Below are 22,943 nucleotides of genomic sequence, written 5' to 3' on the forward strand. Positions count from 1 at the left end.
GGATGACTTTCCTTGATCAAACTATTTGTCTACGAGTATCTCACCGGCGGCGGCATCGACCCGGACCTGGCTTGCGAAGGTAGCCTCGCCGATCTGAGCGCACTCATCGTCGAAGGCCGCGCGATGCGCGGCGCCCTGGTGGCGGATCTGCTCGAACTCGACGGCGTGGATGTGAGCTTCGCCGCTTCGCGCTTCGAGCGGGTCGATCCGGCGCGTGCCCACTTCATCGCCCGGCCCGGCGAGCCGATGATGCGCTTTGTCGAGCGCGCGGCGGCCGGGCACGATTATGCGTGGATCATCGCGCCGGAGTGCGACAGCCTGCTGCTGCAACTGCACGACGTGGTCGGCGCCAAACGGTGGCTGGGTTGTACGCGGCAGGCCATCAGCACGGCGTCGAGCAAGCGGGAGACCGCTGCGTGCCTGGCCGCGCGGGGCATCGTGACGACCCCGGCGCTCCTGCCGCATGAGGCCGTGGCGCACGAAGGCAGCCACTGGGTCGTCAAGCCCGACGACGGCGCGGGCGGGCTGGAGACTTTCCTGTTCGACCGGCTGGACGACGCCTGCGCCGAGTACCACGCGCGCGCGGCGGCGGGGCGCAATCCGGTGCTGCAGGAATGGGTCGACGGAGAGCCGCTGAGCCTTTCGCTGATCTGCGGCGAGCACGGCGCCGAACTCATCAGCATCAACCGGCAGCAGATCGGTGTGGCCGAAGCCGCTGCGCCGGGTCATACGGAGCGCGTGGTCGAATTCAGCGCCGTCGAGGTCGATCAGATCGATCGTCATGGCGCACGTGGCCGTGTCCTCGAAGCGCTCGCGCAGCGTGTCGTCGCTGCGCTGCCTGGTCTGCGCGGGTTCGTCGGGATCGATCTGGTCTGGCATCAGCAGCGCGGCCCGGTCGTGATCGAGGTGAATCCCCGGCTCACGGCGGCGTATGCCGGGCTGTCCGCGCGCCTCGGGCGCAATCTTGCAGGATGTCTGCTGGCGGCGCATGGCGTGGTTTTGCCGCAGCGGCTTGCCGAAGTCGCGGCAGCAGCAGACCTGGACCCTGGCGCCGTGGCGGTACGCATGTGCGGAGCATCGTCACGATGACAGCCTCTCTTCCAGCGACAGCAGTCTGTCCGCCCCTCGATTCGTCCACCGCCGGGCCGGTGTTCGGCTGGGACGTGGGCGGCGCGCATGTGAAGGTGTCGATGGCGGATGCTTCGGGTTCACTGCTCGACGTCGCTCAATGGGCCTGTCCGTTGTGGCAGGGTCTGGAGCATCTGGAACGGGCGATCGACCTCGTGTTCGTCCGCTGGCCGGATGCGCGTGCCGCCTCGGCACGGCACGCGATCACGATGACCGGCGAGATGGTCGATCTGTTCGCCGATCGCGCCGAGGGTGTAAGCACGCTCACGCGTGCGCTTTCACAGCGGCTCGGCCCGCGCACGTTTTTCTTCGCCGGCGCACAGGGGTGGCTCGCGCCGTCGGCGTGCGCCGATGGCTGGCGTGCCGTGGCTTCCGCGAACTGGCTTGCCACGGCCGAATGGGTGGCTAGCCGCGTCCCCGATGCGTTGCTGGTCGATATCGGCAGCACCACCACCGACATCATTCCGGTCGTCTCCGGCCGGGTGGCCGCGAGCGGACGCAACGACGCCGACCGGCTTGTCAGTGGCGAACTCGTCTACCAGGGTGTCGTGCGCACGCCGCTGTGTGGCGTGGCGCAGCGCATCCGTTTCCGCGACCAGACAGCGAACGTGATGAACGAATGGTTCGCGGCGACAGCGGACGTCTATCGCCTCACGGGCGAACTGTGGCCGCCGCACGACCAGCATGCCAGCGCCGATAACGGACCGAAGACCGAGGCCGCGAGCCGCGTGCGGCTCGCACGGATGATCGGCCGCGACGCCGCTGAGGCGAGCGACGCGGAATGGCTGGATTTCGCGCAGCGCTGGCGTCACGAGCAGTTGGCGACCATCGCGACGAATCTCGCACGGGTGCGCGCTGCGCATCCGGCACTATCGAGCGCGCCGCTGGTCGGCGCAGGATGCGGGCGCTTTCTCGTGCCGGCGCTGGCGCAGCAGGACGGCCGCAGCTATATCGATTTTGCGGCGCTCGCCGGCGTTGGGCAGGCGGGCGACGAATCTCGTGAATGGATCGCGACCTGCGCGCCGAGCGTGGCGGTCGCCTTGCTGGCCGTGGCGGGCGCACGGCCCGACGCGCAGCGGGTTGCTGCGCCGGATCGACAAGCCCGGTAGCGAGTCACGTCATGCAGCGCGGAAAGGAACGAATCACAGTGGGCCAGCGGAGCAAGGGTCTGTCGACGGGGTCGAACTGTAGTGAGGACAACGGTCATGTGGGTGGTGAAAATCGGCGGAAGCCTCAGTCACGACCCATTGCTGCGCGAATGGCTGACGCAGCTTTGGGAACTGGGCGGGGGACGGGTCGTGATCGTCCCGGGGGGCGGCGATTTTGCGGACAAGGTCCGGCAGTACCAGAGCGAATGGCGCTTCGACGACCTCGCGGCTCACAACATGTGTCTGCTGGCGATGACGCAGTACGCGATCCTGATGCAGGGCGTGCTGCCCGAACTGATGCTGGCGGCGAACGAGGATCGCATCCGCCGTGCGTTGCGTGAGGGTCGGGTGGCCGTTTGGGTGCCGACCGGCCTGATGCGCGACACACCCGACAGCATGACCAACTGGGACACGACCTCGGACAGCCTCGCCGCGTGGCTGTCGACGACGCTCAATGCCGAGCGTCTGATGGTCGTGAAGTCGTGTCCGGTGGACGCGGGTGCGCCGCTCGAAACGCTGGCGGAGACGGGCGTGCTCGATTCAGGATTCGTGAACTACGTGAGCGAGGCGAACTATGTGGTCGAACTCTTCAACAAGGGCGACGTGGGCCTGATGCGAGACAGGCTGCTGCATGTGCCTGTTGCGTAATAGTCCGTTGAGTCCGTCGCCCCTGAGCCCGCGTTCCCTCAACCGCACGCGGGCGGGCCGAGCAAGACTTACGTCGCTTGAGCTTCATGCGGCGCGTGATGCAGCGCCTCCGCCCATTGCGCGACGTTTTTCGCGTTGAGACGTGCAGTGCGTCCTTCGTCGCACAGCGCCGCGCGAAAGCCCGCGAAGTCCGGCGCGAGTGCATGGATCTGCCCAAGTTGCGCCCACCCCAGCGACCCCGCGACACCCGTCATCGCGCCGTGTGCGCCGATCAAACCCAGGCAGTGCGCGAGCGTCGGCATGTCGACGCAATCGAACAGCGTGCGGCCGTTCTTGCTCGCCGTATCGAACACCATGCCGGCAAAGCCGAGCCCGGCGGCGTAGTCGACCAGATCGGCATCGATCCCTTCGTCGCTGAGCAGCACCGGCACCACGGTCGCCGGCAGGCTCGCCAGATGCGCGAGGCAGCGGCGCGCAGCCGGCCCCGGCGTCACGCCGACCTTGACGTAATCGACGCCCGCGTCGCTCACACGGATCACCCGCGTGGCGATGTCGTCGAGCGCCTCGGTCGGCACGTCGCCGATCGTTGCGCTGATCGGCTTGACCGGGTAGTGCGCCCGCAGCGCAAGGACGATCCGCGCGATCTCGTCGGCCGGCATGCCGCCGAGCGCGCCTTCGTCAGGCTCCTTCAGGTCGATGATTTCCGCCCCTGCCTGCGCGGCGTCGAACGCTTCATCGTGCGAGCGGACGCTCGCGAGCAGTGCGGTCATGTCTGTCTCCAGAACGGATGGTTCATCGGGCGGCGTCGATGAATGACGCCGTCAGGCGGCTTGCGATGGATTCGACGGCTGGCTCGACAGCGTGGCGTCCGCGCGATAACGCGCGATCGCCGCCATGATCCAGTCCCATGCGACACGTTCATCATTGCCAGCGGTCTTGTCGACGGCGATCTGCAGGTACGCAATCTCGCGATCGATCTTGTCGGCGGGCAGCATGAAGAGCCGGCTCACGAGAATCGCGCCTTCGACCACGGCGGCCTGCGCGCGATTGAAGCCGGCAAACGGCGCGTGCATTTCCCGATGCACGCATTTCATCCGCAGGACGGGCCGCTCGCCGGTGTCGCGCACCTCGTCGAGTTCCAGCTCCGTGTGCGCGAGCGCGCCGTCGAGTCTCACACCGAAGACGCGGCTTGCGGGCAGCGTGGGCCAGTCCCACTTGAAGCCCGTGACACAGCCGGCAAACACGCGCACGTCAGTCGTGAAATTGATCACGGCGGCACGGGTTGCCAGGATATTGTCGAGCGTGGCGGAGGGGCGAAACGGGGCGAGGATGGCGCGCTCCTCTTCGAAGCGCACGCCCATCGGTGCAATATGGGGCCGGCCATCACGCGCCGCAGTCGTAACGATCGTTTCGTGAATCATGGCGGGGAGCGCTGGTCGTTGCGGCGTGCTACCAGCCGGCAAATTTCGCTAGCGATTAGCAACGAACCGCACGGCAGCCGCCCATGGCGGCTCGTGCGGGATTAACGGGTGGCGATATACATCGTGATTTCAAAACCAAAACGCATATCGGTATAACTCGGTGTCGTCCACTGCATAGTCACCCTCCATGGTTGTAACAACGGTCGGAGCCTTCGCAGCCCCAACGCCCCGAAGGGCGCCGGACCGCGTTAGCGTCCTGTGTCACGCAAGCGTCATGCCAGATTGCGCCGATTGAAGCAGACACAGGAAACTTCGCTGGCTTACACGGATTACTGTCGCGGAAACGCAGCAAAGTGTTTCACCATCATACGAGCTTTTCGTTTCTGTGCAGGACTGTATTGACACAGCGGATAAGGGATCGTTTAGGTCTCGCAAAGTAAATCGTGAATTCCCTTCGAGAGGGGGCGCGCCTACATTGCAGAAACAGCGCAGCCACTCAGCAACCGGACACAGGGCAGCCTTCCTGGTCTGGCGGCGGCCGGTTCTTCACTCTCGAGGACACGACATGAACGACTTCACCAGGGCCGCCGTCGAGCCGGCACGCAACGTAGCCGATCCGCGTTCCCGTTATGCGGCGGGCGTCATGAAGTATCGCGAAATGGGCTACTGGCAACCGGATTACGCGCCGAAGGATACTGACGTGATCGCGCTCTTTCGCATCACGCCGCAGCCCGGTGTCGAACCTGAAGAAGCCGCCGCGGCGGTTGCCGGCGAATCGTCCACGGCAACGTGGACCGTGGTCTGGACCGACCGGCTCACCGCATGCGACATGTACCGCGCGAAGGCTTATCGCGTCGAACCGGTGCCGGCATCGAACGCCGCCGAGCCGCAGTTCTTCGCCTACATCGCTTATGAACTCGATCTGTTCGAAGAAGGCTCGGTCGCGAACCTCACGGCGTCGATCATCGGCAATGTGTTCGGCTTCAAGCCGCTGAAAGCGCTGAGACTGGAAGACATGCGCATTCCGGTCGCCTATCTGAAGACTTTCCAGGGGCCGCCGACCGGCATCGTGGTCGAGCGCGAACGGCTCGACAAGTACGGGCGGCCGCTGCTCGGCGCGACGGTCAAGCCGAAACTCGGGCTGTCGGGAAAGAACTATGGAAGGGTGGTCTACGAAGGGCTGAAAGGCGGCCTCGACTTTCTGAAGGACGACGAGAACATCAATTCGCAGGCATTCATGCACTGGCGCGACCGCTTTCTGTTTTCGATGGAAGCGGTGAACCGGGCTCAGGCGGAAACCGGCGAAGTGAAGGGGCATTACCTCAACGTGACCGCCGGAACGATGGAGGACATGTACGAGCGGGCCGAATTTGCCAAACAGCTGGGCTCATGCATCGTGATGATCGATCTGGTGATCGGCTGGACCGCGATCCAGTCGATGTCGAAGTGGGCGCGCCGTAACGACATGATCCTGCATCTGCATCGCGCGGGACATGGCACCTATACGCGGCAACGCAATCACGGCATCTCGTTTCGCGTCATCGCGAAGTGGCTGCGCATGGCAGGCGTGGACCATGCGCATGCCGGCACCGCAGTCGGAAAACTCGAAGGCGATCCGCTTTCCGTGCAGGGCTACTACAACGTATGCCGCGCGTCGCATAACGAAGTGGACCTCTCGCGCGGCATCTTCTTCGAGCAGCCCTGGGCAGGATTGCGCAAGGTGATGCCGGTCGCGTCGGGCGGCATCCATGCCGGGCAGATGCATCAGCTGATCGATCTGTTCGGCGACGACGCGATCCTGCAGTTCGGCGGCGGCACGATCGGCCATCCCGCCGGTATTCAGGCGGGTGCGGTGGCCAATCGCGTGGCGCTCGAGACGATCGTGAAAGCGCGCAACGAGGGCCGCGACATCGTCAACGAGGGGCCTGACCTGCTGGAGGCCGCGGGTCGCCACTGCACGCCACTCAGGCAGGCGCTCGATACCTGGCGTGACGTGACGTTCAATTACGCCTCGACCGATACGCCGGACTTCGCTGCCACGCCTACCGCGGCCTGAGCCACGTTCAACTCCACTGTCGAAAGAGAGGTCTGCCATGCGAATCACCCAGGGCACGTTTTCGTTTTTGCCGGAACTGACCGACGAGGAAATCGGCCTGCAGATCGACTACGCCTTGCGCCAGGGCTGGGCATGTTCGGTCGAGTTCACCGACGACCCGCATCCGCGCAATACGTACTGGGAGATGTGGGGCCTGCCGATGTTCGACCTGCACGACGCAGCGGGCGTGCTGCAGGAGGTCAATGCATGCCGCAGGTCATATCCGGAGCACTACATCAAGGTCAATGCATTCGATTCCGTGCGTGGCTTCGAGACGATGCGGCTCTCGTTCATCGTCAACCGGCCTGCTGTCGAACCGGGCTTCCGGCTCGAACGGCAGGAGGCAGAAGGGCGCGTGCAGCGTTACAGCATGAAGAGCTATGCCAGTGACCGGCCAGCGGGCGAGCGCTATGCGACCGGTAGTTGACCCGTAGTTGACCCGTAGTTGACCCGTAGTTGACCGGGATTCGAACCAACGGTTTTGATGAACATAGAGGGAGATAACGATGTCCGTCGATGCTTCACTCGACCTGCCGCTGCACGAGCGGGCGGACGTGCCGGAAAGAGAGGAAGGAGAACGTGCGTCCACCGGGTCGCGTGTCGATCTTGTCGGCCTCTTCCGCGAGTCGGGCATTGGCGATGTGCTGGCCGAGCTCGACCGCGATCTGGTTGGCCTCGCGCCCGTGAAAACGCGCCTCCGCGAAATCGCCGCTCATCTGCTCGTCGAGCGGGCGCGCGAGACGCTCGGCATCGCGAGCGGCGCGCCGACGTTGCATATGTGTTTTTCCGGCAATCCCGGCACCGGCAAGACGACCGTCGCGCTGCGCATGGCGGAGGTGCTGCACAGGCTTGGCTATATCCGCCGCAATCATCTGGTATCGGTGACGCGCGACGACCTCGTCGGCCAGTACATTGGCCACACGGCGCCAAAGACGCGCGACGTCCTCAAGCGGGCCATGGGCGGCGTGCTCTTCATCGACGAGGCGTACTACCTGTATCGCCCCGAGAACGAGCGCGATTACGGTCAGGAAGCCATTGAAATCCTGCTGCAGACGATGGAGAACCAGCGCGGCGATCTCGTCGTGATTCTGGCGGGCTACGAATCGCGCATGGAGACCTTCTTTCAGAGCAACCCAGGCTTTCGTTCGCGGATCGCGCATCACATTACGTTTCCCGACTACGATGCCGCAGAGTTGCTGACGATCGCCGAACGCATGCTGGCGACGATGCATTACCGCCTTGATGGCGAGTCGCGTCAGGCATTCGCCGATTATCTCGACCGCCGTATCCGTCAGCCGAACTTCGCGAATGCGCGCTCGGTGCGCAACGCGCTCGACCGCGCCCGCCTGCGCCAGGCGAACCGCCTGTTCGCCGACGCGATAGGAGGCGCTGGCGCCGCCGATGCCGCGACGCTGACCCTGCTGTCCGCCACCGATATCCGCGCGAGCCGCGTGTTCGACGACACACCGCCGCCCGGGCCGACTTGACTGCTGAATTGACCGTTTGAGGAGATCGCCATGCAGGACGGACGAACCACGCTTTCGAAGTTCCTCATCAACACGCTTGACCGCAAGTCTTCTCCGATCGCGGCAAGCGGGCTGTCGGCCTTGCTCATCGATGTCGCCGCGTCGATCAAGACGATCTCGGCGGCGCTCACCAGGGGGGCGCTCGGCGGCAACTACGGCTCGGCGGAGACTGTCAACACGCACGGCGAGGAACAGAAGAAGCTCGACATCGCCACCAACGACATCTTCCTGCAGCACTGCGAGTGGGACGGCTTGCTCGCGGGCATGGTGTCGGAGGAAATGGACGAAGTCTATGCGATTCCCGACACCTGGCCGCGCGGGGAATACCTGCTGGCGTTCGATCCGCTCGACGGCTCATCGAATATCGACATCAACGGTGTTGTCGGTTCGATCTTTTCGGTGCTGCGCGTGACGGGCGAGCCGCACGACGCCGGCGTGAGCGACGCGGCGTTTCTCAGGCCTGGCCACGAACAGGTGGCAGCCGGCTACGCGATCTACGGGCCGTCGACGATGCTCGTCCTGTCAGTGGGTAACGGCACGCACGGCTTCACGCTGGAGCGGGACGTCGGCAACTTCGTGCTGACGCATTCCGATATCCGCATTCCCGAGGACAGTTGCGAGTTCGCGATCAACGCGTCGAACGAACGCTTCTGGGAGCCGCCCGTGCGACGCTATGTGCAGGAATGCAAGGACGGCCGCAGCGGTTGCCGCACGCGCGATTTCAACATGCGCTGGATCGCATCGATGGTGGCGGAGGTGCATCGCATCCTGATGCGCGGCGGCGTCTTCATGTACCCGCGCGATTTCAAGACCCCGGCGATGGAAGGGCGCCTGCGGCTCCTCTACGAAGCGAGCCCGATGAGCTTTCTGGTCGAGCAGGCAGGCGGCCTCGCGATCACCGGACGCGAGCGGATCCTCGATGTGGTGCCGCGCGCGCTGCATCAGCGCGTGCCGGTCATTCTCGGGTCGAAGAACGAGGTGGCGCGCATCGGACGCTATCACAGCGAGTATGACCGTGGCGCGGACAAGCCGTACACGTCGCCGCTCTTCAACGAACGCTCGCTGTTCCTGCCGGAAGCGCCGGCCTGACTGGCGCGTGAAGCATTGCGGACAGAGGCGACGCGGGCGCTAGGCACGCACGACGCACCCACTACGCACGCGTGAACAACAGGATCAGGGAGACAGCCCTATGTCAGTCAAACATCCGATCATCGCGGTGACTGGTTCGAGCGGCGCCGGCACGACGACCGTCATGAAGAGCTTCACCCACATCTTCCGGCGCGAGCGCATCAACGCGCAGATCGTCGAGGGTGATGCGTTCCATCGTTACGACCGCGTGGGCATGCGCGAGGCGCTCAGGCAGAGCGAGCGCGACGGTGTGCTCAATTTCAGCCACTTCGGCCCGGAGGCGAACCTGCTGCAGGAACTGGAGTCTTTGTTCGCGAGCTACGGCGAAGCGGGTGCGGGCAAGTTTCGCCGCTACATTCACGACGACGCCGAGGCTGCCGCATACAAACAGGAGCCGGGCTCGTTCACGCCCTGGCTGGATATCGCCGCCGGCACCGACCTGATGTTCTACGAAGGTCTGCACGGCGCGGCGGTTACCGACAACGTCGATATCGCAAAGCACGCGGACCTGCTGATCGGCGTGGTGCCGATCATCAATCTCGAATGGATCCAGAAGCTGCATCGCGACCAGACTATGCGCGGCTATTCGCATGAGGCGGTCGTCGACACGATCCTGCGGCGCATGCCGGATTACGTGAACTACATCTGCCCGCAGTTCTCGCGCACGCACGTGAATTTCCAGCGCGTGCCGACCGTGGATACGTCGAATCCGTTTACCGCCCGCGAAATTCCGCAGCCGGACGAGAGCTTCGTGGTGATCCGCTTTGCGCGGCCGAAGGGCATCGATTTTCCCTACCTGCTGACGATGCTGCACGACTCGTTCATGTCGCGGCCGAATGTGATCGTCGTGCCGGGCGGGAAGATGGGTCTCGCGATGCAGCTCATCTTCACGCCGATGATCCTGCAACTGATCGACCGCCGCGCGCGGGCGTGACGGTGGCGGGGACCGGGGCAAGGACAGAGTTGAGCATGACTCAGGAATCAACCGAAGGAGCGGACGATGGCTTTCATCGCATTGCGTCAGTTGCTGGACCACGCGGCGGAGCATGGCTATGGCGTGCCCGCGTTCAACGTCAACAACATGGAGCAGATCCAGGCGATCATGCAGGCCGCCGAGTCTACCCGCAGCCCGGTGATCCTGCAGGCCTCGGCGGGCGCGCGCAAATATGCGGGCGAGCCGTATCTGCGTCATCTCGTGCTGGCGGCACTTGAGGCGCATCCCGATCTGCCGGTCGTGCTGCATCAGGATCATGGCGCGAGCCCGTCGGTGTGCCAGCAGGCGATCCGCTCCGGGTTCACGTCGGTGATGATGGACGGTTCGCTGCTGCCCGACCAGAAAACCCCCGCGGCCTACGAGTACAACGTCGACGTGAGCCGTCGTGTGGTCGAGGCGGCGCATGCAGTCGGCGTTTCGGTGGAAGGCGAGCTTGGCTGCCTCGGCTCGCTCGAAACCGGCCAGGCGGGCGAAGAGGACGGCGTCGGTGCAGCAGGCAAACTGTCGCGCGACGATCTGCTGACCGACCCCGAGCAGGCCCATGCGTTTGTCGAAGCGACCGGCGTCGACGCGCTCGCGATTACCATCGGCACGTCGCACGGCGCGTACAAGTTCAGCCGCCAGCCGACCGGCGACATCCTCGCCATCGACCGCATCGTCGAGATACACCGCCGGCTGCCTCAGACGCATCTGGTGATGCACGGCTCGTCGTCGGTGCCGCAGGAATGGCTCGCGACGATACGCGAGTACGGCGGCGAGATTCCCGCCACGTGGGGTGTGCCGGTGGAGGAGATCCAGCGTGGCATCGCCAACGGCGTGCGCAAGGTCAATATCGACACCGACATCCGCCTCGCGATGACCGGCGCAATGCGACGCGCGCTGGCGTCCTCGCGCACGGAATTCGATCCGCGCCATGCGTTGAAGGCGGCCACGGCGGCGGCGCGCGATCTCTGCATCGAGCGCTTCGAGGCGTTCGGCTGTGCCGGCCAGGCCGATACGATCAAGCCGCTGTCGCTCGACGCGATGGCGCGCCGCTATCACTGAGATCAGGGCCTAGAACAGGTCCCAGGTTGAGGACGCCCGGCTTCTGTCGGGAAGGAGAACACGATGCGGGACTTTCTGATTGCGCCTTCGCTGCTTTCGGCCGACTTCGCACGACTCGGCGACGAAACCGCCGCAGTAGTGGCGGCCGGCGCCGACTGGGTGCACTTCGACGTGATGGACAACCACTACGTGCCGAACCTGACGGTCGGCCCCCTCGTCTGTGCGGCATTGCGGCCGCACACGGAGGCCCCGCTCGATGTTCACCTGATGGTGAGCCCGGTGGATGCGCTCGTCACGGCGTTCGCCGAAGCGGGCGCCGACGTGATCAGCTTTCATCCGGAAGCGTCGCAGCATGTGCACCGCACGATCGCGCTGATCAAGGCATCGGGTGCACGGGCGGGGCTCGCCCTGAATCCGGCCACGCCGCTCGCGGTGCTCGATCATGTGCTGGAAATGCTCGATGTGGTGCTGGTGATGTCGGTGAATCCGGGCTTTGGCGGCCAGGCTTTCATTCCGGGCACGCTGCAAAAGCTTGCCGCCTTGCGCGCACGGGTCGATAGCGTCATCGAGCGCACCGGGCGGCCGCTCCTGATCGAAGTCGACGGCGGGGTCAGGCAGTCGAACATCGCGGAGATCGCGCAGGCGGGAGCCGATGTGTTCGTCGCCGGTTCGGCCGTGTTCGGCGCCGACGACTATGCCGCGGCGATCGGCGCGATGCGCGCCGAACTGGCCTCCGTGAACGATCGCGTGCCGGAGCGTATGCTCGCGGATTGAGACGGTGACGTTCGGCCGTCGATTTCAGGAGCGAAGCATGGCTACGGAATCTCCCGCAGGTGAACTGGGCGTCGTCGCGCCCGCGTTCTCGCTGCCTGCCACTGACGGACGGACCTTGACGCTGGACGACGTGCGAGGCGAGCACGGTCTCGTGGTGGTGTTCATGTGCAACCACTGCCCTTATGTACAGGGCGCGTTGCCGCATCTTGTGCGCGATGCGCGCGAACTGGCGAAGCTGGGTGTCGGCGTGGTCGGCATCAGTTCCAACGACGCCGCCACGTATCCGGACGATTCGTTCGAGCGGATGGCATGGCTCGCTGCCGATCTGGGTTTGCCGTTTCCTTACCTGTATGACGAAACGCAGCAGGTGGCCCGTGCCTATGGCGCGGTGTGCACGCCGGAGTGTTTTGGCTTCGACGCGGGTCTGCGGCTGCGCTATCGGGGGCGGGTCGATGCCTCGCGCAAGGAGCCGGTCGAAGATGCACCGCGTGAACTCTTCGATGCGATGCGTGAGATTGCGCGGGCGGGCGTGGCGCCGGAGCCGCAGTATCCGGCTTTCGGCTGTTCGATCAAGTGGAAGTTGGGCTAGGCGCATCGGAGCGCGATGCGCGAAAAGAGGCTCAGCGCTTCTTCCTTGCCGTCGTGCCCGGTGCATGCCAGGCGCTGAGATCCTGCTCGGGCCGGTCCACCTCGCACCCCCAGTCCAGCGGCTGATCCTGATCGAAGCGCTTGCCGAGCTGCCACGCGATTTCAGCGCGGGCAAGCTGAACGCCCATATAGAACGCGTGTCCGCCGTCGTTTTCCAGCTTCAGCCCCGGATACAGCGCAAAGGGATCGAGCGCGGTCTGATGTCCATCGCGGTTGTACACATGGATACCGTCCGCCGCGACCTGCACGCGGAAATTCGGATCGCGCACCGCCCCGGCAAGTTCTTCTATTTCGCGGGCGTCGTACGGAAAAGGCCGCTTCGCATGCAGCGCGGAGAGATCCCCGGAAATGCCTTTCGGCAACACCTGTGCCTCGCGAGCCGCATGCATCACGCGCCTGGCGAGGTCGGCTTCGCGCACGGCACGCCGCGCGTGCAGACTGACCGACGTAGTTAGTACCGCACTGACCCGCAACTCGGCCGCCATGCCAAGCAGTAGCGCGTTGATCCCGCTCGTATCGGCTTCGGTCAGCTCCGTGACGTTGCCGATACCCATCATGATGCCGATCTCCGGATACCGTTCGCGCAGCGCGACATAGCGGGCGATCGACGCGGCCAGTCCAAACGGAATCGGATCGAGAATCGGATCGGCGAGAAAGGCGCGGCCGCGTTGCGTCATCGCATCGATGGCGGCATCCAGCGAGGCCGGATCGCGCGGCTCACGCGCGACGAGGACCGGCGTCGACGGCACCTCATCCGCGATCCACAATGTATCGACGTTCAGGCTCATCAGGTAGTCGGCGCCTGCGCGGCCGCCGCGCACGAGTTCAGTCGTCTGCATCGAGTCGACGCTCACCCGGTAACCCTGCGCCTTCAACAGCTTCACCGCGTCTTCGAGATGCGGAAACGGCGTTTCCGGCAGACAGCCGATGTCGATCACATCCGCGCCCTGATCGGCATAAAGCCGTGCGCGCGCCTCGATGCCGTCGAGATCGAGCCTCGGCGCATCGACGATTTCCGCGAAGATGTGCGTCTCATAGCGCGACAGATCAAAGTGCTGCGCCTCGCGGCCGAAGAACTGCGGCAGATCCTTGACCTCTTCGGGCCCCCGTTCGACGGGTACGCCATAGTGCGCGCTCAACGCGTCGAGATCGCCGCGGCAGCGGCCCGGTACGATCATCCGGGTCGCAATGAGCGGCAGCGGTACGCGCCGGCGCACCAGCTCGGCGGTCATCAGACCCGCGACCTGCAGCCCGATTTCGCGGACCTCCCACGTGAAGGGAGGCACAACCCCCGAGGCACTTCCCTCGATGGGGGCGATGCCTTCCAGCACCTGCTTCAGGCTTTTTTCGGCCAGTCTGCCGGTCAGGAAGACGATGTGGTCCATGCGAGCTTGAGGTCTGCCAGCCGTTGGTCGAGTGCCGCTCTGAGTTCGTCGAGCGAACGCGCTACTGTCGTGTGTTCGATACGCGTGAGCCGCTCGACGTTGTCGAGTTCGATCGTGCGGGGACGCACCTCGACCCATTCGTGCGGACTTTGCGTAATCACGCTCGGTGCCGTGTCGCATGCGAAAACGATGCCCGGTATGCATTGCTTGCCGGCCTGCGCGTACAGGTTCGTCGGCAGCGTGTCGGAGATGCCGTATGCGCACTTCGCGACCGTGTTGCTCGTCGCGGGGGCGATCACGACGGTGTGGTATTGGCCGGTGTACAGCATGCCGACCGGCACGCTGCTCGCACTGTTGTCGCGTATCACCCGGAAATGCTCGCGCAGTTTCGGCACGGTCCAGCCATAGAGCGGCAGCACTTCCTCGCCAGCCGCGGACAGAAACAGGTCCACGCCCGGCAGTTGCCGCGCCATGTCGATCGATTCCTCGAGCATGTGGCCCGAGCCGGTCACGCACCACGCGAATCGCGCGTCGGGCTTGAACTCGCCGAGCCGCCGGGCGGGCGTGGGTGTGCTCATGCCTCGGGCGATGGGTCCGATCCGTCGTGCGACAGCCGGATGTGCAGTCTGTGCATCTTCCGGTACAGCGTGTTGCGGCTGATGCCCAGGCCCTTGGCGACGTTGCTGACGTTCCAGCGGTGCTCGTCGAGGAGCGCCAGCACGGTCTCGCGCTCCTTCAGCTGGATCGCGTTGAGGGCCGAGGTGTCGGCGTCGTCCGCGAGATGCGCGGCCTGAACCATGCTGGGTGCGCCCGATGGGCGCGTAGCCGGGGACGCACCCGTGCCATGCACGACCTCGGCGGGCAGATGCGAGCAGCGAATCTCCGCGCCGTCGCATAGGGCGACCGCCATCTGCAGTACGTGACGCAACTGACGGATGTTGCCCGGCCACGCGTAGCTCAAGAGCGCATGCTGGGCCTCGGCGCTCAGCGCGGGCGGATCGTCCAGTTCGCTTTCGAGGATATGCTGCATCAGCGCGAGCGCGTCGGCCCGGTCGCGCAGCGCGGGCAGGTTCAGTTCGATGCCGTTGAGCCGGTAATACAGGTCCTCACGGAACTGGCCTGTCTGCACAAGTTCCATCAGATTGCGGTGGCTCGCGCTGATCAGCTGGAAATCGACCTTGATGGTGTTTTCCGTGCCGAGCGGCGTCACCTCGTGTTCTTCCAGCACGCGCAACAGACGCGCCTGCAGCGCCATCGGCATATCGCCGATCTCGTCCAGAAACAGCGTGCCGCCGTTGGCCTGCACGATCTTGCCGCGCCGGCCTTCACGCTGCGCACCGGTGAACGCCCCGGCGCGGTAGCCGAACAGTTCGCTTTCGATCAGGTTCTCCGGCAACGACGCGCAGTTGACCGCGACGAACGCACCGGCGCAGTTCGGGCTGATGCTGTGCAGCGCGTTCGCGAAGACTTCCTTGCCGGTGCCGGTCTGTCCTTTGAGGATGATCGGAATCTTGCGCTGGATCACGCGCGCGGCAAGCTGGATCTGCGAGGCCATGCCCGGATCGCCGAATTCCAGATGGGACAGCTTGTCGAGGCGGCTGGTCTGCTCGCGCGTATCGCGTTGTTTGACGGTTCTGTTGCGCGCCCCAGGTGAGACATCGCGCACGGTGGGGTCGGTCATCAGGATGCGCGTGGCGCTCGTCGCGGCGTCGCGCGGCGTTTGCGCGACGAGGAAAAAGCGGTTGTTCGCGTTCGCGCTATAGACCGTCACCGGATGGAACGAGCCGCGTATACTGCGCGCGATCATGTCTTCGAGCGACGAATTGAATGCTTCTTCGATGCGCTTGCCCACTAGTTCGGTATGCGAGCGGAAGTCGAGCTGGAAGAGCGCGCTGCGGCTGGCGGCCAGCACCACACCGCTGTCGCTGACCGCGAGCTTACCTGCATGCAGCGTGCTCACGAATTCAGGGCGGCTATGGAAGTGGATCATGTTCGCGTGGCGGTAGCGCGCATCGATCAGGCGGTTTTCGATCATCTGCCGTGACATGCCGACGAGCACGAGCGAATGCTGCTGCAGGAGCTTCGAGCGGCTCGTGACATCGAGTACGCCGGCGATGACGCCGCGATCGTCGAAGATCGGCGCCGCCGAGCAGGTCAGCGACGTATAGCGCGAATAAAAATGCTCATGCTGGCAAACGGCAAGGCAGTCACGTTCGACGAGACAGGTGCCCATGCCGTTCGTGCCTGCTTCACGTTCGCTCCAGAGCGCGCCGACGCGCAGCCCGTCCGCGCCAATCGCCTCGCCGAACGGCACCGAGGAAACCTGGTGCACGATCACGCCTTCCGGGTCGACCAGCACGACCGCCAGTTCAGGGTCGGCGAGCTGTTGATACAGCGTGGTCATTTCGAGCTTCGAGCAGGCGATCAGATCGCTGGCCGCTTCGCGGCGTGCCGCGAGTTCCTGCTGCGTGAGTATAGGCGGCGTCACGAAGCGGGCCGGATCGAGCCTGAACTCGTTCAGGCATCGCGCCCACGACTGCGCCACGGAATCACTGGTGGGGCGGGTGGCCAACTGGTGGTTGACGGTACTGAGCACTTCCCGAACATGTGTATCGATGTCAGCAAGCGACGACATGGAGCGTTGTCTCCGTTGCGTCCGTTATCCGTGCGCGATGTTTCTCGAACGGTTGCGGCGCGTATATGTGTTTGTTTCCCCTCGGGCGCTGCGTCTTACAGGAGCACGCATGCGCTGCAATCGGGCCGCCCCTTGATCTGGAACGGACTTCGGGGCGGGCACAGACTCTCTCAAAACTCTACAACCGATGGCGCTGGTATTCAATAAATTAGAGGAATTAACGGAGCATTTGAGCCCGGATTTTGCTTCGCTGTGCAACAACCGTCGCGGGACGAACGAAAATGCCCACGTGTTGCGAATTCGGGACACTATGTGCATGGGAAGACGCCCCTGTTCAATCTGCCAGCCTGGCCGCCACGCGGCGGAGGACCCCATGGACCGTTTCGATGCGATTCGCCACAACGGCTTTTCTGCGGTTTCCGCCGCTTCCGATGCGGCAATGCAGCACGCTGCATTCGATTCTTCCGCCCGGCAGGCGAGCCGTGCGCCGATGGATATTGTGTATATCGAAGGATTCACGGGGCAGACAGTAATCGGCATCGATCATGGCGAATTGCACGCGCCTCAACCGGTACGCATGAGTCTCGCAATCGGCGTGCCCGCGATTCGAGCCTGCACGACCGATCGCATCGAAGACACAATCAACTATGCTGCAGTGCGCGAAGCCCTGCATGGACTGCTTGCATCGCACGGCACGCAATTGCTCGAGGCGCTTGCAGAAAAGGTGGCGCAATTGCTGATCGCAGATTTCGGAGCGCACTGGGTGCGCGTTTCGCTCGCCAAGCCCGCCAAATTCGAGGACGTCGAATCAGTGGGCGTGCTCATCGAGCGGCGCCGCGATGAAACCCGTGCTGCCTATGCGACATGTGCTTCGCTTGGAGAAGGGCTGATTCCGAACTGAGATCCGGCGGGTTTCACACAGGCGGCAAATCGCAAACAGGGAACGGCGGCGGTGCGGCGAATCACGCCGTTCCTGTCGCTGTCATTCGGCGCAAACGCGCGCCGGTCACTTCACCGCGGGCGCGCCCGTTGCAGCCTGTCTGGCGACGCCGCAGGCACGGTACGCCTCGGCCTGCAAGGTAAGGAACTTCTTCGTCTGGGCTTTCGCGCGATCGACCCGGAACTCGGCGCCGCCTTCACCGCCGAGCGTGGCGTATTTCGCAAACGTCGACTGTTCGACGAAATCGTCATAAGACAGGGCCTGCGCAATCCGGTCGATGACGCATGAGCATTTGTAGACGTTGACGAAGTCGTGCCCGTTGTCGTCCATGCAGCTCAGCACGTATTCGACACGCCCCTGCGTCGGGTAGTCGTGACCTTGCGCCGGGTTGCCACCCGCAGCAGCATCTTCGGCCAGCGCCAGCGGCGCAGCCACGGCGAGGCAGGCGAATACCAGCAGCGTGCGACATCGTAGAGTCATGCCAGTGCCTCCGTTGGAGTGCGATGGTCGATCGGGACGAGGCGTGCGTGCAGCCGCCTCGCCGCTCGCCAGCGTCCCCTTACGCCCTCATGGGTCGCTTCATGCGGTGCTTCGTTCAGACGCTCAGCGGGCCTCGGGTCACACCGCCCGGAGGCCCCGCATCATGCCGCGAATCTGCCCGCTCAGTTAGGCGCAAACGGATGTGCGACCGTGGCCTTCTTCGCCACCACTTCCGCTGCATTCGGCTCCCCCGCTACCGCGCGCTGGATCGCTTCGCGCGTGGCCTTGTAGTTGAACTCCTGGATCTTCTTGTCGTCTTCGGCCTGCCAGTGAATGAAGACGCCGACGCAGACGAACAGGTCGTCGGCCTCGTCCTTCGGGATCGTCCCGTCTTCGACGCTGTCCGCTACCGCCAGCGCCACGGCGTGCTGTGCCGGACCGAACATCTGCACGGCCTGCTTGGCGCCCTTGATCGTCACCTTGTTGAACAGGATGGTATTGGGCTTGGTGAGCAGGTTCGGCGCAACGACGGCCAGCAGCGATGTAAAGCCGTCCTTGTTGTTGGTCAGCGCGTGGCAGAAGGCTGTCTCGGCAGCGGAGCCGCGCGGACCGATAATCAGGTCGATGTGGGCGACCTCGTTGCCGTCGCCGACCAGCGACTCTCCTACCATGACGCGGTTGATCTTGGCCATGCTGTTCCTCCAGTGGATGGGTATTCGATGTATGGGACTGCGGTCAACTCGCGACGCCGTGAGGACGGCCGCGCAAGAAAGGAATGAGCGGACTGCCTAACCCTGGTGTTCCTAACATGTTCCGTGCCAGAGTCAGATGCGTGTCGCCGACCGACCCGTTTGACTCCGTTCCAGCAGGTTCGCCACGAACAGGGTCGCGACAGTGAGATCTGCGCTCGTGCCAGGATTGATGCCGCGTGCCTTTAGCCCGGTGTCCCATGCGGACAGACGCAACGCGTCGGGGACTTCGGCGGGACGGGTGAGCGCTGCGCGCCATTGTTGATGCCAGAGGCGCGCTTCGCGCGTGACACTTTGCGCCACCGTCTCACCGTGCTTGCGCACAATGTGCGAATCGGGCCAGCGGCCGAGAAACGTCAGAAACACATCGAGCGTCACGATGGCATCGAGCGTACGGGATGGCCACCCGCGCACGGCGGCGAGGCCTGTGTCGAACACATCGCTAAAGCCGTTCGCGTACTGGCGCGCGATGCTGTCGCGCGGAGCGGCCAGCGTCATCGCGGCGCGCAGGTCGACGGAGGGCGCTGCGTGGACGCTTTGCTCGGGCGCATCGCCCAGGCCGCCGGGATTCGCGAGCGCGATGGCGCGATAGGCGGCGCGGGCGTCGTCGAGATCGAGGCGGGCGAGGACGCGTTCGGTGGCCGTATGCCACGCGGTGGCCGTGGCGGCGCAGCCAGGTTCGTCGAGCGCCGCAGCGAGCGGTCCGGCGAGCAGCACGATGCCGAGATTGGTATTGCAACCGACGGCCTTGCGGGTACGCGTCACCGCGTCGAGAATGCGCGCGCCCACAGGCGCACCCTGTATGAAGAGCGCGCCTGCCGCCGCCTCGGCACTTTCGATGAACTGCGCGGACGTCATGCCGTGCCCCGCACTATCGACGCTGACGTTGCCCGGTTTTGCCGTTTCGACGTCGAGGCGGCAGGCGTGCAGGAAGGCCTCGCGCGCGTCGGCGAGGAGCGGATTGTCAGCTGCCGGCATGGCCACCTGCCAGTGGCAGCGCGACGGGCGGCGCGCAGGCCGCCGCGAGCTTGCGGTCCAGCAGGTCGTCGACCAGCGCCGCGGCGATATCGAGCCCGGTCACCGATTGGAGTCCGCGCCACGCGGCAACGCCGTTGACTTCGAGCACCAGCGGACGGGTTGCGTCGTCGGGATCGGGAATCAGGTCGACCCCGGCGTAATCGAGGCCCAGTGCGCGGGTCGCACGCACCGCGCTGGCGGCGAGCGGCTCGTCCAGCGTCGCTGGCTGGCAGGCCGCGCCCTGCGCGAAATTGTGAATCCAGCCCTTGCCGCCGACGCGCCGCATCGCGGCCACCGCGCGTCCTCCGATCACGAGCACACGCCAGTCGAAACCGGTGCGCCCGCCATCGACATAGCGTTGTAGATACGCGACCTGCTGGTACGTGCGCAGCGACGGCAGGGGCGTCAGCGTGCGGCTTGCCGCACCTGTGCCGCTGCGTGTGCGGGGCCGGCTCGCGCCGAGCCGCCGCAAGCCTTTGCCTTGCGAGCCGAACAGCGGTTTGAGGACGACCTGGCGGCCCGCCGCCGCCTCACGCATCAATACGCGCTGGGCAAACGCCGTCGATTCGCCGGCCCATGTAGCGGGCGTTGGGATACCGTGAAGGTTGAGCAGAAAGCTGGTCATCGACTTGTCGACACTGCGCTCGATCGCGCGCGCGTCGTTGTACACCGGCACGCCACATTCGCGCAGCGCGTGCAGGATGCCGAGCCGCAGCGTGACCTGCTCGAACGTGCCGCCCGCGATGCCGCGCACGAATGCCGCGTCGGGCAGTGTGTGGCCGAAACCGGGCAGGGCGAGGCCGTACGGCGCCCAGCTGGTGTCGATGCGGCAATCGGCGAGATCGACGCAGCGAGCCTCGACGCGCCGCGCGCGGAAGGCTTTTTTCAGGCGCAAGGTGTGCCAGCCGGTTTCGTCGGTGATGATCGCGACGCGCAGGCCGGTGGCGGGCGGCGTCCCGATCATGGCGCACCCCATTGGGCTTGCAGGAGCGCTGCGTCGACCTTCCCGCCGTGATACGTCGCACCGCTTTCGAGGCTGCTGATCCACACCTCCGCAGGCGCGAAGAGCGCCGGATCGATCTGGTAGAAGTCGTAGTTGAAGGCGGTGAAGATATCGGCGAACGGCCGGCCGTAATCGCGCGCATTCGACGACGGCAGTTCAGTCGCCAGGCGTCGTGCAACTGCATCGTGTTTCACCGTCAGATGGACGCGGCCGCCGTACAGGATGGCGTCGTTGGTGCGTCCCATCGCGGCGATGCCGTCGGGCGCGGGCGGTGGCAGGGGAGCGCAGCCGCTGCCTTCGACGACCTCTGCCAGATCCACGCCAAGCACATGCGTCTTGTGCAGTGCAACCTCGACGACCCGTGCCACGACCTGCACCGTCCCCGCGACAGAGTGTGTCGGTGTGACAATCAGCGTGAGCCGTTCGGGCGTGAGCCCGCAGTCATTCACGACCTTGTCGACGATGACCTGCGGCGGCAGGCGGTCGACTTCCAGCACCAGCGCGCCATGATCGTGGCGGTCACGGTAGCCGAGTTCGGTGAACAGATCCTCCTTGCCGGCCAGCGCGCGCGCCGGGCCCGAACCCAGCGAGAAAAACTTCTTGCCGCCGGTCTGTTCCCGGGTCGCCGACAGGCTCCAGCCCGCGTACTGGCTGCCGAGGCAGGCAAGCACCGGGGATGATGTCTGCACGTCGATCATGACGGGCCACAGAGGTGTGTTTTCCGCACTCATTCGCGTGCTGACGCGACCCAGACCGCCCATGCAGATCCGCGCGATCAGCACGCCGGCGTCGAGGCTGCCGGGCGCGTCCACGCCGGCATCGGCGAGCACGGTTCCGGCTTCAGTGTGGGAGATGGCGATGCGCAGGCTCGCGGCTTCGTCAACGAGTTGCGTGACGAGCCGTTCGCTGAGCGCGTTCACGCTGAGGAGCGGCGTTTGCGCGATATCGGCGGCGTCAGCCGGGGAGGGTGATGACGTCATGGGAGGGCTGGTGGCAGGTGTCAAGGCATTGCAAAAGGCACGCGTGCTGCAGTTCCAGCGCGTCGCGGACGGCGTCGATGGTGCGCGCGGTGACGACCAGCGTGCACACCGGCTGTCCCGCCTCGATGCGCGTGCCGGGTTGCGGCACGTCGCGGCAGGTAGGGTCTGCAAGGCAGGCATCGCTGAATGCGGGCGATACGGTGAACGCGTGCGGGGCGAACAGGAGGCGCTGGCCGGCGCGAAGCGCGGCGCGTGGCGGGCCCTCTCGCGGCAGCCGGCCATGCAGACAGGCATCGATGTGACAGGCGAGCAGTCCACGCGGCCACACGTCGGGCCAGACTGCTTCGTAAAGCGCCATCGTGGACGAAGGACGCGCATTGATTTCGAGTACCTGGAAGTCGTCGCCGTCGAGCAGGAAATCGATGCTGTTGATCCCCGTCAACCCCGTGCGCGCGACGATCGCGCGAATCGCCGCACTTAACTTCGCGGCAACTTCAGCGGATAGCTCGACAGGGCCGATCGAGCCCGCGTGCACAAAGGGCAGGTTGCCCATCGTCAACGTGAGCTGTTCCGCGAGGCCGATCACGGATGCCTGCAAGCGGGCGGCGACGAAGAGCGCAGACATCGGGCGCCCTGCTCCGATGCGTTGAAAATAGGCCTGCGCCGACGACGGCCAGGGAGACTGCAGGGCGGCCAGCTCGATATGCGTTCCGCCACAGCCGTCCGCGTGTTTGACGAGCCAGCCGTCCGGCTGCGCGGGGCGGGTCAACGACAGCTCGGGATGCGCGATGTCGAGTTCATCGAGCAGCGGGAAAAAGCGCCGTGGGTCGCGCACGGCCGCTGTGGCCCCGGCGCTGTTGCCGATGAAGCGCGGCAGATGCGGCGCTTCGGACAGCGCCTGCGCGAGCGGCTCGAGTCCGCTGCCGACGATGAAGCCCAGCATGTGCGGCACGCGCGCGGTGCGTTCAAGCGCGTCGACCAGGCGCTCGCGATCGACAGCGAGGCCGTCCCCGCTGCCGATGTCGAACCACAGCCCGGAATGCTGCCGCGTATCGCGGTCGCCGAAAATGTCCATCGCGACCACATTCAGACTAGCCCGTGCGGCGGACTGCGCGAGCATCCGCGCCGACAGTCCGACGACCGCGACGAACGGCGCACGCGAAAACGCGAGGTGCGCGGGTTTCATGGCCGGCCCCGGCG

At 65.2% G+C, this 22,943-nt stretch carries 24 protein-coding genes; 12 read left to right on the forward strand and 12 right to left on the reverse strand.

The window, feature by feature from the left end; all coding sequences use genetic code 11:
• Window positions 1-12: 12 nt before the first annotated feature.
• The 3 genes from B0G77_RS13375 to B0G77_RS13385 all read left to right on the forward strand — a co-directional run bounded on the left by B0G77_RS13375 (window position 13) and on the right by B0G77_RS13385 (window position 2,924).
• On the forward strand, window positions 13-1,089 hold the full coding sequence (locus tag B0G77_RS13375; RefSeq protein ID WP_133662554.1) for an ATP-grasp domain-containing protein: 1,077 nt from the start codon (window positions 13-15) through the stop codon (window positions 1,087-1,089).
• Window positions 1,086-2,237 carry a hydantoinase/oxoprolinase family protein gene (locus tag B0G77_RS13380; RefSeq protein ID WP_133662555.1) on the forward strand — a complete coding sequence of 384 codons (1,152 nt, stop codon included), beginning with the start codon at window positions 1,086-1,088 and terminating at the stop codon, window positions 2,235-2,237. Before B0G77_RS13375 ends, B0G77_RS13380 begins: the two co-directional genes overlap by 4 nt.
• Window positions 2,238-2,333: 96 nt before the next feature.
• Window positions 2,334-2,924: an aspartate kinase gene (locus tag B0G77_RS13385; protein ID WP_133662556.1), complete on the forward strand. Its 591-nt coding sequence runs from the start codon at window positions 2,334-2,336 to the stop codon at window positions 2,922-2,924.
• 68 nt (window positions 2,925-2,992) lie between these two features.
• On the opposite strand, the gene B0G77_RS13390 is transcribed toward B0G77_RS13385, so the two are convergent.
• The 3 genes from B0G77_RS13390 to pqqA all read right to left on the reverse strand — a co-directional run bounded on the left by B0G77_RS13390 (window position 2,993) and on the right by pqqA (window position 4,521).
• Window positions 2,993-3,694, reverse strand: coding sequence for a (5-formylfuran-3-yl)methyl phosphate synthase (locus tag B0G77_RS13390; protein WP_133662557.1), 702 nt, complete (start codon window positions 3,692-3,694; stop codon window positions 2,993-2,995).
• Between the two features lie 51 nt (window positions 3,695-3,745).
• A complete protein-coding gene (locus B0G77_RS13395; protein ID WP_133662558.1) occupies window positions 3,746-4,345 on the reverse strand; it encodes a DUF447 domain-containing protein in 600 nt (199 codons plus the stop codon).
• 101 nt (window positions 4,346-4,446) lie between these two features.
• A complete protein-coding gene (gene pqqA / locus B0G77_RS45250) occupies window positions 4,447-4,521 on the reverse strand; it encodes a pyrroloquinoline quinone precursor peptide PqqA (protein WP_013342881.1) in 75 nt (24 codons plus the stop codon).
• Window positions 4,522-4,910: 389 nt separating this feature from the next.
• On the opposite strand from pqqA, the gene B0G77_RS13405 reads away from it, so the two are divergent.
• The 8 genes from B0G77_RS13405 (at window position 4,911) to B0G77_RS13440 (ending at window position 12,495) form a co-directional block, all read left to right on the forward strand.
• Window positions 4,911-6,401 (forward strand): form I ribulose bisphosphate carboxylase large subunit, encoded by a 1,491-nt coding sequence (locus B0G77_RS13405; protein WP_133662559.1) that lies wholly within the window; start codon window positions 4,911-4,913, stop codon window positions 6,399-6,401.
• Between the two features lie 37 nt (window positions 6,402-6,438).
• Window positions 6,439-6,867: a ribulose bisphosphate carboxylase small subunit gene (locus B0G77_RS13410; protein ID WP_133662560.1), complete on the forward strand. Its 429-nt coding sequence runs from the start codon at window positions 6,439-6,441 to the stop codon at window positions 6,865-6,867.
• A 79-nt stretch (window positions 6,868-6,946) separates the two neighbouring features.
• Window positions 6,947-7,927, forward strand: a complete 981-nt coding sequence (gene cbbX / locus B0G77_RS13415) for a CbbX protein (protein WP_133662561.1) — start codon at window positions 6,947-6,949, stop codon at window positions 7,925-7,927.
• Window positions 7,928-7,957: 30 nt separating this feature from the next.
• The gene (locus tag B0G77_RS13420) at window positions 7,958-9,055 is read left to right on the forward strand and encodes a class 1 fructose-bisphosphatase (RefSeq protein ID WP_133662562.1); all 1,098 of its coding nucleotides are present in this window, start codon (window positions 7,958-7,960) and stop codon (window positions 9,053-9,055) included.
• A gap of 100 nt (window positions 9,056-9,155) precedes the next feature.
• Window positions 9,156-10,028, forward strand: a complete 873-nt coding sequence (locus tag B0G77_RS13425; RefSeq protein WP_133662563.1) for a phosphoribulokinase — start codon at window positions 9,156-9,158, stop codon at window positions 10,026-10,028.
• A 66-nt stretch (window positions 10,029-10,094) separates the two neighbouring features.
• Window positions 10,095-11,132, forward strand: coding sequence for a class II fructose-bisphosphate aldolase (fba, locus tag B0G77_RS13430; protein WP_133662564.1), 1,038 nt, complete (start codon window positions 10,095-10,097; stop codon window positions 11,130-11,132).
• Window positions 11,133-11,195: 63 nt separating this feature from the next.
• Window positions 11,196-11,906 carry a ribulose-phosphate 3-epimerase gene (rpe, locus tag B0G77_RS13435; protein ID WP_133662565.1) on the forward strand — a complete coding sequence of 237 codons (711 nt, stop codon included), beginning with the start codon at window positions 11,196-11,198 and terminating at the stop codon, window positions 11,904-11,906.
• Between the two features lie 37 nt (window positions 11,907-11,943).
• Complete coding sequence (locus B0G77_RS13440; RefSeq protein ID WP_133662566.1) at window positions 11,944-12,495, forward strand: thioredoxin family protein; 552 nt, start codon at window positions 11,944-11,946, stop codon at window positions 12,493-12,495.
• 31 nt (window positions 12,496-12,526) lie between these two features.
• On the opposite strand, the gene B0G77_RS13445 is transcribed toward B0G77_RS13440, so the two are convergent.
• The 3 genes from B0G77_RS13445 to B0G77_RS13455 are packed head-to-tail and all read right to left on the reverse strand — an operon-like array spanning window position 12,527 to window position 16,574.
• The gene (locus tag B0G77_RS13445; protein WP_133662567.1) at window positions 12,527-13,939 is read right to left on the reverse strand and encodes a DUF6513 domain-containing protein; all 1,413 of its coding nucleotides are present in this window, start codon (window positions 13,937-13,939) and stop codon (window positions 12,527-12,529) included.
• Entirely contained in the window at window positions 13,918-14,517 is a 600-nt protein-coding gene (locus tag B0G77_RS13450) for a flavoprotein (RefSeq protein ID WP_133662568.1), read from the reverse strand. Before B0G77_RS13450 ends, B0G77_RS13445 begins: the two co-directional genes overlap by 22 nt.
• Window positions 14,514-16,574: a sigma-54-dependent Fis family transcriptional regulator gene (locus B0G77_RS13455; protein ID WP_133662569.1), complete on the reverse strand. Its 2,061-nt coding sequence runs from the start codon at window positions 16,572-16,574 to the stop codon at window positions 14,514-14,516. Before B0G77_RS13455 ends, B0G77_RS13450 begins: the two co-directional genes overlap by 4 nt.
• A gap of 373 nt (window positions 16,575-16,947) precedes the next feature.
• On the opposite strand from B0G77_RS13455, the gene B0G77_RS13460 reads away from it, so the two are divergent.
• The gene (locus B0G77_RS13460) at window positions 16,948-17,475 is read left to right on the forward strand and encodes a dihydroneopterin aldolase (RefSeq protein WP_133662570.1); all 528 of its coding nucleotides are present in this window, start codon (window positions 16,948-16,950) and stop codon (window positions 17,473-17,475) included.
• Between the two features lie 105 nt (window positions 17,476-17,580).
• On the opposite strand, the gene B0G77_RS13465 is transcribed toward B0G77_RS13460, so the two are convergent.
• The 6 genes from B0G77_RS13465 to B0G77_RS13490 form a co-directional block, all read right to left on the reverse strand.
• Window positions 17,581-17,994 (reverse strand): hypothetical protein, encoded by a 414-nt coding sequence (locus B0G77_RS13465; protein ID WP_133662571.1) that lies wholly within the window; start codon window positions 17,992-17,994, stop codon window positions 17,581-17,583.
• Window positions 17,995-18,176: 182 nt separating this feature from the next.
• A complete protein-coding gene (gene fae / locus B0G77_RS13470; RefSeq protein WP_133662572.1) occupies window positions 18,177-18,686 on the reverse strand; it encodes a formaldehyde-activating enzyme in 510 nt (169 codons plus the stop codon).
• Window positions 18,687-18,818: 132 nt separating this feature from the next.
• Window positions 18,819-19,721 carry a triphosphoribosyl-dephospho-CoA synthase gene (locus B0G77_RS13475; RefSeq protein ID WP_133662573.1) on the reverse strand — a complete coding sequence of 301 codons (903 nt, stop codon included), beginning with the start codon at window positions 19,719-19,721 and terminating at the stop codon, window positions 18,819-18,821.
• Complete coding sequence (locus B0G77_RS13480; RefSeq protein ID WP_133662574.1) at window positions 19,708-20,724, reverse strand: RimK family alpha-L-glutamate ligase; 1,017 nt, start codon at window positions 20,722-20,724, stop codon at window positions 19,708-19,710. The genes B0G77_RS13475 and B0G77_RS13480 overlap by 14 nt, the downstream gene beginning before the upstream one ends.
• Entirely contained in the window at window positions 20,721-21,743 is a 1,023-nt protein-coding gene (gene mch / locus B0G77_RS13485; protein ID WP_133662575.1) for a methenyltetrahydromethanopterin cyclohydrolase, read from the reverse strand. Before mch ends, B0G77_RS13480 begins: the two co-directional genes overlap by 4 nt.
• Complete coding sequence (locus B0G77_RS13490; RefSeq protein ID WP_133662576.1) at window positions 21,718-22,929, reverse strand: ATP-grasp domain-containing protein; 1,212 nt, start codon at window positions 22,927-22,929, stop codon at window positions 21,718-21,720. Before B0G77_RS13490 ends, mch begins: the two co-directional genes overlap by 26 nt.
• Between the last annotated feature and the right edge of the window lie 14 nt (window positions 22,930-22,943).

Source organism: Paraburkholderia sp. BL10I2N1, from assembly GCF_004361815.1.
GTDB lineage: Bacteria > Pseudomonadota > Gammaproteobacteria > Burkholderiales > Burkholderiaceae > Paraburkholderia.